Raw genomic sequence first — 8,340 nt, 5'->3', positions numbered from 1 at the left:
GCCCCGCTGGCGAAGGAGAAAATGATCGCTGCCTGATCCCATCGGACAGGCAAAACGGACCACTCTCAGACGCCAACTGTCCGATCAAGTACAAACTTCTACACGTCAGCGCGTCGCGGAGCGCCAGACCATCGTACGCGCCGTGGAGGTCTTGTCGAAGGGCGCCGAGGACGGCCGCGCCTATGCGCAGCTCCGCTCGCTGGCGATGAGCTGGCAAATCAGCGTCGAGGACGCCGCGCGCAGGATCGTGGCGATGACACAAAAAGAAGGCGACGATGACCAATCCGATCGCGCCTGAGCTCTCAGCCGCCGGGCGCATGCCAGCCAAGCCTCGCGCCGGCGTCTGGCGACGTCTGCTAAAACGGCCTCTCGCTTTGCTCGGCCTCGGGATTATTGCCCTTGTCTTGGCCGGCGCCATTCTTGCACCGTGGCTGACAGGCTACGATCCGAACGAGCAGATGTTCGACGGGCTCACGCTTGAAGGCGCGCCACTGCCGCCGGGAGCCCAGTTCTGGCTGGGCACCGACCTGCTTGGCCGCGACCTGCTGACCCGTCTCCTCTTCGGTGCGCGCACGTCGCTGATCATCGGCATCGTCGCCAATGGCGTGGCGCTTCTAATCGGCACGCTGGTCGGCATCACCGCCGGCTATTTCCGCGGCTGGATCGGCAGCGCGCTTATGCGCTTCACCGATTTGATGATGGCCTTCCCGGCGCTGCTGCTCGCCATCTGCCTGGCGGCGGTGCTCCAGCCGAGCCTGTGGATCGTCGCCATGGTGATCGCATTGGTGAACTGGGTGCAGACCGCCCGCGTCATCTACACCGAGACAAGTTCGCTCGCCGAGCGCGAGTTCATCGATGCCGAGCGCACTATCGGCGCAAGCGCCCCACGCATCCTGTTTCGTCATATCCTGCCGCACCTTTTGCCGACGATCATCGTCTGGGGCACGCTCGGCATCTCGACCACTGTGCTTCTGGAAGCGACGCTCAGCTATCTCGGTATCGGCGTGCAACCGCCGACTGCTTCCTGGGGCAACATCATCTTCGAAAACCAAACCTATTTCCAGGCAGCGCCCTGGCTGGTTTTCTTTCCGGGTGCGGCGATCCTGGCGCTGGCGCTAGCCTTTAACCTGGTCGGCGATGCGTTGCGCGACATTCTCGATCCGACGCAAAGGGGGCGGGCATGATCGCCTATCTCGGCCGTCGCGTTGTCCAGTCCGTGCTCATCTTGCTCGGCGTCTCTCTGATCACCTTTGCGTTGCTCTATCTGCTGCCCGCCGATCCTGTCCGCCAGATCGCCGGCCGCAGCGCCACGCCCGAGACAGTCGAGAACATCCGCCGGCAGCTCGGCCTCGACCAGCCCTTTGTCGTCCAGTACTGGCACTACCTGACCAGCCTGCTCAGCGGCGATCTGGGTCGCTCCTACATTCAGCGCTCGGAGGTCACGGAGCTGATCGTCTCGCGGCTGCCGGCAAGCCTGCTGCTGATGGTCGGCGCCATTGCTTGCGAAGTCGTGATCGGGCTGACGATGGGCCTCATCGCCGCCGTCAAGCGTGGCACCGCAACCGACCAGTCGCTGATGGTCGCCTCCTTCGTCGGCGTCTCGGCGCCGCAATTCGTCGTCGGCCTGCTGCTGCTTTACGTGTTCGCGGTGCGGCTCGGCTGGTTCCCGATCGGCGGTTATGGCACCTGGCGTCATCTGGTGCTGCCATCGCTGACCATGGGAATTCTCGGCGCCGGCTGGTACGCCCGCATGATGCGCACGTCGATGATCGACGTGCTGCGCCAGGATTACGTGCGTACCGCGCGTGCCAAGGGTCTTGCACGCAGCGCCATTATCTTCCGTCACGCGCTGCCCAACGCCATCCTGCCGGTCATCGCCATGATCGGCATCGACATCGGCATCTTCATGGGCGGCATCGTGGTTGTCGAAAGCGTGTTCGGCTGGCCAGGCATCGGCCAGCTAGCCTGGCAGGCCATTCAGCGCATCGATATTCCGATCATCATGGGGGTCACCCTGGTTTCGGCCTTTGCCATCGTGCTCGGCAATCTCCTGGCCGACACGGTCGCACCGTTCATCGATCCACGCATCAAGCTCAGATGAAAACAAAGAAAACCAGAGAAAGGGAACATGACATGGGAAAATATCTGATATCGACCGTGGCGGCATCGGCGCTTGCGCTGGTGCTTGGCATGACAAGCGTACGCGCCGAAGGCGCCGTCGATCCGAATGCCAAGCAGGGCGGCGCGATCACCATCACCTATAAGGACGACGTCGCCACGCTCGATCCGGCCATCGGCTATGACTGGCAGAACTGGTCGATGATCAAGAGCCTGTTCGACGGGCTGATGGACTACGAGCCGGGCACCACCAACCTGCGGCCCGACCTTGCCGAGAGCTACGAGATTGCGCCCGACGGCAAGACCTTCACCTTCAAGCTGCGCCACGGAGTGAAGTTCCACAATGGCCGCGAGATGACCGCCGACGATGTGAAATATTCGCTCGACCGGGTCACCAATCCAAAGACACAGAGCCCGGGTGCCGGCTTCTTCGGCTCGATCAAAGGCTATGACGACGTCGCTGCCGGCAAGGCGGAAAGCCTGGCGGGCATAACCGTCGTCGATCCCTACACGATCAAGTTCGAGCTGACCCGGCCGACGCCACCTTCCTGCATGTCATGGCGATCAACTTCTCGCATGTCGTGCCGAAGGAAGAGGTCGAAAAATACGGCGCGGACTTCGGCAAACATCCGGTCGGCACCGGCGCCTTCAAGCTCGCCGAATGGAGGCTCGGCCAGCGCGTAGTTTTCGAGCGCAACCCGGATTACTGGCACAAGGGCCTGCCGCATCTCGACAAGATCACCTTTGAGATCGGCCAGGAGCCGATAGTGGCGCTGCTGCGGCTGCAGAAAGGCGAGATCGACGTTCCCGGCGACGGCATTCCGCCAGCGAAATTCCAGGAGGTGATGGCCGATCCCGAGCAGAAGGCCCGTGTCGTCGAGGGCGGCCAGTTGCACACCGGCTATATCACCATGAATACCACCATGGCGCCCTTCGACAATGTGAAGGTGCGGCAGGCGGTCAACATGGCGATCAACAAGGACCGCATCGTCCAGTTGATCAACAACCGTGCGGTGCCGGCCAATCAGCCGTTGCCGCCGTCGATGCCCGGCTATGACAAGGAATTCAAGGGCTATCCCTATGACGTGGCCAAGGCCAAGGCCTTGCTTGCCGAGGCCGGGCATCTCGACGGATTTGACACGCAGCTGTTTGCCATGAACACCGATCCCAACCCGCGCATCGCGCAGGCCATTCAGCAGGATCTGGCGGCGGTCGGCATCAAGGCCAGCATCCAGTCGCTCGCGCAGGCCAACGTCATCGCCGCCGGCGGCGACAAGTCCGGCGCGCCGATGATCTGGTCCGGCGGCATGGCCTGGATCGCCGACTTCCCCGATCCGTCGAACTTCTACGGCCCGATCCTCGGTTGCGCTGGTGCCGTCCCAGGCGGCTGGAATTGGTCGTGGTATTGCAACAAGGAGCTCGACGCCAAGGCAGCCGAAGCCGACTCCATCGTCGACCCGGCCAAGGCTGGCGAACGCGCCAAGATGTGGAGCGAGATCTACGGCAAGATCATGGAAGACGCGCCCTGGGCACCGGTGTTCAACGAGCAGCGTTTCACCATGAAATCGGCCCGCATGGGTGGCGCCGACAACCTCTATGTCGACCCGGTCCACATCCCGATCAACTACGACAATGTGTATGTGACCGATGTGCAATAACTGCGACTACACCATCCACGGGCGCCACCATCATTTCGGCTGGGACAATTCCTTTGTCCCGACCGAACGGGTCGCGCCAGGGTCGACGATCGAGTTCCAGTGCCTGGACTCGTCCGGCGGGCAGCTGACGATGGAGAGCACCGTCGACGATGTTGCTTTGCTCGACTTCGCCAAGGTGAACCCGGTTACTGGGCCAATCTATGTCGACGGGGCAGAGCCGGGCGATGCCCTGAAAATCACCATCGAGGCGTTCAAGCCGTCCGGCTTCGGTTGGACGGCGAATATCCCGGGATTCGGTCTGTTGGCGGATGACTTCACTCAACCGGCACTGAATATCTGGAAGTACGACGCCGCCTCGCTCGAACCGGCGCTGTTCGGCAAGAGCGGCCGGGTGCCGCTCAAGCCCTTCGCCGGCACCATCGGCAATGCCCCGGCTGAGCCGGGTCTGCATTCGGTGGTCCCGCCGCGGCGCGTGGGCGGCAATCTGGACATACGCGATCTTGCTGCCGGCACGGTGCTCTACCTTCCCGTAGAAGTCGCGGGAGCGTTGTTCTCGGTCGGCGACACGCACGCCGCGCAAGGAGACGGCGAGGTCTGCGGCACGGCGATCGAGAGCCCCATGAACGCCGTGCTGACGCTCGATCTGGTCAAGGATGCCCGGCTGCGGACGCCGCGTTTCACAACGCCCGGTCCGGTGTCGCGACATCTCGACGCCAAGGGCTATGAGGTGACAACCGGTATCGGGCCGGATCTCATGGACGGCGCCAGGAGCGCCGTCTCGCAGATGATCGACCTGCTCTCCGGCCGCTACCGCATGGATCCGGTAGACGCCTATATGCTCGTGTCGGTTTGCGGCGACCTGCGCATCAGCGAGATCGTGGACATGCCCAATTGGGTGGTTTCTTTCTACTTCCCCCGCTGCGTCTTTGAATGAAGGTGGAGGACATCAAACGATCCGGGCAGGCCGCTGCGGAGAGTGGCTCCGTCAGGCCGGTACTCAGCGTCTCAGGTCTGAGCGTCGCCGTACGCGGCGAGGAGGGCGAGCGCGACGTCGTTTCCGACCTCACATTCGGCCTGATGCGCGGCGAAACGCTTTGCATCGCCGGCGAGTCCGGTTCCGGCAAGTCGATGACGGCGCTGGCCATCATGGCCTTGCTGCCGCAGCCGGCGGCACGCATCAGATCAGGCTCCATCCGGCTCGGCGATCAGGATCTCGCGGCTCTCAGCGAGAGCGGTATGCGCCGCATCCGCGGCGACCGCATTGCCATGATCTTTCAGGAACCGATGACATCGCTCAATCCGGTTCTTTCCATCGGCCGTCAGCTCACGGAGGCGATCGAGGCACACACCTCGCTGTCGCGCTCCTACTCGCGGCTGAGGGCGCTCGAGGCGCTGAAGGCAGTACGAATTCCGGATGCCGAACGGCGGCTCGAGAACTATCCGCACGAACTCTCAGGGGGCATGCGCCAGCGCGTGATGATTGCCATGGCTCTGGCCCTGAACCCGGATGTGCTGATCGCCGATGAACCGACGACCGCCCTCGACGTCACGGTTCAGGGCGAGGTGCTGGAGCTGCTGCGCGACCTGCAGCGCGGGCACGGCACCAGCGTTATCCTGATCACGCACGACATGGGCGTCGTCGCCGAAATGGCGGACCGCGTCATCATCATGCGCGATGGCCGGATGGTCGAGCAGGGCAGGGCGACCGACATCTTCACCCGCCCGCAGGCCGACTATACGCGCGAGCTTCTGGCCGCCGTGCCGCGCATCGGCGGCGGACGGAAGGCCGAAGACCGACAAGATGCCGCCAACATGCCGGCCGAGCTTGTATCTGTCAGCGATCTTCACGTCCGTTTCGACCTGCACGGCGGCTTCTTCGGCCGCGTTGACCGCAGGGTGCACGCGGTCGAAGGCGTCAGTTTCTCGATCGCCCCGCACGAAACCCTGTCGCTGGTCGGCGAATCGGGCTGCGGCAAGTCGACGACGGCCAAGGCGATCGCCGGGCTGGTGCCCTACACCGGCAGCATTTCAATCGGCGGCCACGACCTGTCGGCGCTCAGTCGAAAGGAGCGCAAGGCTGTACGCCGCAATGTGCAGATGATCTTTCAGGATCCCTTCGCGTCCCTCGATCCGCGCATGCGAGTAGGCGATCTCGTCGCCGAGCCTCTGCTGATCCACGGCATCGGCGACAGAGAGCAGCGGCACGCCCAGATCGCCGCACTGTTCGAACGTGTCGGCCTCTCCGCTGACCAGATGGAGCGCTATCCCCACGAATTCTCCGGCGGGCAGCGCCAGCGAATCTGCATTGCACGGGCGCTGGCGCTGCGACCGAAGCTGATCATTGCCGACGAAAGCGTTTCTGCCCTCGACGTGTCGGTGCAGGCGCGCGTGTTAAGGTTGCTGAAGGAGCTGCAGCGCGAATTCGGCGTCGCATATCTCTTCATCTCGCACGACATGGCAGTGGTGGAGAACATCTCCGATCGCGTGGCGGTAATGTATCTGGGGCAGATCGTCGAGATGGGCACCCGCGACCAGATCTTCTCCAACCCGCGCCATCCTTACACAAAGCGGCTGATCGAAGCCGTTCCGGTTCCCGATCCAGGCCGCCGGCGCGCCCGGTTCGCCCGTTTGGACAGCGAAATTCCAAGCGCTGTGCGGCGCATCGGTGAGGAGCCCCGGAAACTCAAGCTCAAAGATGTTGGCGACGGCCACCTCGTCGCCACTGATCGAGCTTAGGCTGCCTCTCCAGCCAATCCCGCAGAGGCTCGGGGACAGCTGCATACGTGATGTTCGAGCAGCGGAAAATGATCGGCGATGGCGCTCCCGCGGCAGCGCCGTTCGGCGATGCCGAGTTGGCAAGATCACCAGTTTACATCTGACATGTTAGCGTGCTAACGCTACGTGCACATTGATTTCAACGGAGATCGCATTGGCTTCCCGCTTTGGTCTTTCGGTTGCCCTAACCACACCCTTCGATCCGTCGGGGCAGATAGCACTCGCGCCGATGATCGCGCATGCCCGAACCTGCCTTGGCGCCGGCTGCAGCAGCGCGACGCTGTTCGGCACCACCGGCGAAGGAGCCTCGGTCGGCACCGACGAGCGGCGGATCGTCACCTAGGCCATGCTGGCGGCCGGTATTCCGGCACATCAGCTCGTCGCCGCAGTGCTGGTCGATGCAGCCGAAGATGCCGCCGATCAGGCCCGGCACGCTTTGCAGCGCGGCGTTCGCAACATTCTGCTCGCTCCGCCGAGCTACTTCAAGAATGTCGGCGAGGACGGGCTGTTCGGATGGTTTTCCGCCGTTTTCGCCGCACTCGGTCCGCTGGCGCGCGACGTGCTGCTCTATAACATCCCCTCAGTCACCATGGTGCCGCTCCCGCTTGGGCTGATTGGCCGGCTGCGCACCGCCTTTCCCGCTGTAGTGGCCGGGGTGAAGGATTCCGGCGGGGACTGGAGCTACAGTGAGGCGCTGCTTGAAGCGCACGGCGATCTGGTGATCCTCATCGGCGACGAACGGCATCTGGCGAGAAGCGTACGCCGCGGCGGACAGGGTGCGATTTCCGGCATGGCTAATTTTGTTACCGGCGAAATCGGCGCAATGGTCGAAGACGGCCGCGACGACCCACGCGTCGAGGACTTCGTGCTCGAATTGCTCAAATACCCGGTCACGCCGGCGGTGAAGGTCATGGTCGCGCGCAAGACCGGCGACGAGCGCTGGCTGGCGGTCCGCCCGCCCCTGGAGGCGATCGGCCCGCAAGGACAGCGGCAGCTTGCTGCTGCCTACAACAGGCTGTTTGCGACAGAGGCGGCCTGACCGACAAGGCCGGGCTGACCGACAAGGAAGCGAGCTGAAGTGGAAGACGGCAGCGAACCGATCACTCTCCGGGAGAAAGCCTATGCTAGCTTCACGCGGCATTTGCTGGCCCGCGATCTGCGGCCGGGGCAGTTCGTGTCACAGCGCGAACTGGTCGCTTTCACCGGACTGCCGCTGGGTGCCATTCGCGAGATCGTCCCGCGTCTCGAGGCCGAGGGACTGCTGACCACCATCCCGCAGCGCGGCATGCAGATCGCGCATATCGATATCAATCTGATACGCGAGGCGTTTCAGTTTCGGTTGTTCATGGAACGCGAGGCAGTGGCGCTATTCACGACCAGCGCTTCTGACGCCGAACTTGCCCGCATGCGGCGCGAACATGAGGAGATGCTGGCGCAAGCTCTGGGACAGGCGCCGACGCCGGAAATGGAAGCCAAGGCCCAGAACATCGACTGGGCGATGCACGATACCTTCATCAATGCGCTCGGCAACGAGATTATCGCCAAGGCCTATCTGGTCAACTCGGTGAAAATCCGGCTGATCCACCAGGAGCGTTTCCGCATCGACGGACGTGTGGTGCCGGTGATGCGCGAACATTTGGCGGTCATCGAAGCCATGGAGAGCCGCAATCCGCAAAAAGCGGTTGAAGCGATCAGTCTGCATATCGACAATGCGCGCCGGCTGGCGCTCCAGATCTGAGGAAATATAGCCGCGCCGCGGTTCGCGACGCATCCACAACGACAGCAACCG

6 protein-coding genes and 2 pseudogenes are annotated in these 8,340 nt (G+C 63.2%); all 8 read left to right on the top strand.

From position 1 onward, the window contains the following. Positions 1-28: 28 nt before the first annotated feature. Positions 29-298 carry an ANTAR domain-containing protein gene (locus NKH23_RS19410; RefSeq protein ID WP_353035171.1) on the top strand — a complete coding sequence of 90 codons (270 nt, stop codon included), beginning with the start codon at positions 29-31 and terminating at the stop codon, positions 296-298. 19 nt (positions 299-317) lie between these two features. After that, positions 318-1,184 carry an ABC transporter permease gene (locus NKH23_RS19405; RefSeq protein WP_352716749.1) on the top strand — a complete coding sequence of 289 codons (867 nt, stop codon included), beginning with the start codon at positions 318-320 and terminating at the stop codon, positions 1,182-1,184. After that, the gene (locus NKH23_RS19400; RefSeq protein WP_352716479.1) at positions 1,181-2,101 is read left to right on the top strand and encodes an ABC transporter permease; all 921 of its coding nucleotides are present in this window, start codon (positions 1,181-1,183) and stop codon (positions 2,099-2,101) included. Before NKH23_RS19405 ends, NKH23_RS19400 begins: the two co-directional genes overlap by 4 nt. Positions 2,102-2,133: 32 nt before the next feature. Beyond that, positions 2,134-3,776, top strand: a pseudogene (locus NKH23_RS19395) (ABC transporter substrate-binding protein). Then, positions 3,766-4,710, top strand: coding sequence for an acetamidase/formamidase family protein (locus NKH23_RS19390; RefSeq protein WP_352716483.1), 945 nt, complete (start codon positions 3,766-3,768; stop codon positions 4,708-4,710). Before NKH23_RS19395 ends, NKH23_RS19390 begins: the two are co-directional and overlap by 11 nt. Positions 4,711-4,721: 11 nt before the next feature. Beyond that, positions 4,722-6,512 (top strand): ABC transporter ATP-binding protein, encoded by a 1,791-nt coding sequence (locus NKH23_RS19385; protein ID WP_502912366.1) that lies wholly within the window; start codon positions 4,722-4,724, stop codon positions 6,510-6,512. Positions 6,513-6,705: 193 nt separating this feature from the next. After that, positions 6,706-7,590 (top strand): annotated as a pseudogene (locus NKH23_RS19380) (dihydrodipicolinate synthase family protein). 39 nt (positions 7,591-7,629) lie between these two features. Continuing rightward, a complete protein-coding gene (locus NKH23_RS19375; RefSeq protein ID WP_023674176.1) occupies positions 7,630-8,289 on the top strand; it encodes a GntR family transcriptional regulator in 660 nt (219 codons plus the stop codon). The last annotated feature ends 51 nt before the right edge of the window (positions 8,290-8,340 follow it).

Origin of the sequence: Mesorhizobium sp. M1328 (assembly GCF_040318075.1) — a bacterium.
Lineage (GTDB): Bacteria > Pseudomonadota > Alphaproteobacteria > Rhizobiales > Rhizobiaceae > Mesorhizobium.
This window is presented reverse-complemented; position numbering and strand designations above follow the sequence as displayed.

Bases quoted from the DNA above. Each gene is read 5' to 3' on its own strand.
- NKH23_RS19405 (WP_352716749.1), top strand. From the start codon at position 318: ATGCCAGCCAAGCCTCGCGCCGGCGTCTGGCGACGTCTGCTAAAACGG.
- NKH23_RS19400 (WP_352716479.1), top strand. From the start codon at position 1,181: ATGATCGCCTATCTCGGCCGTCGCGTTGTCCAGTCCGTGCTCATCTTG.
- NKH23_RS19390 (WP_352716483.1), top strand. From the start codon at position 3,766: ATGTGCAATAACTGCGACTACACCATCCACGGGCGCCACCATCATTTC.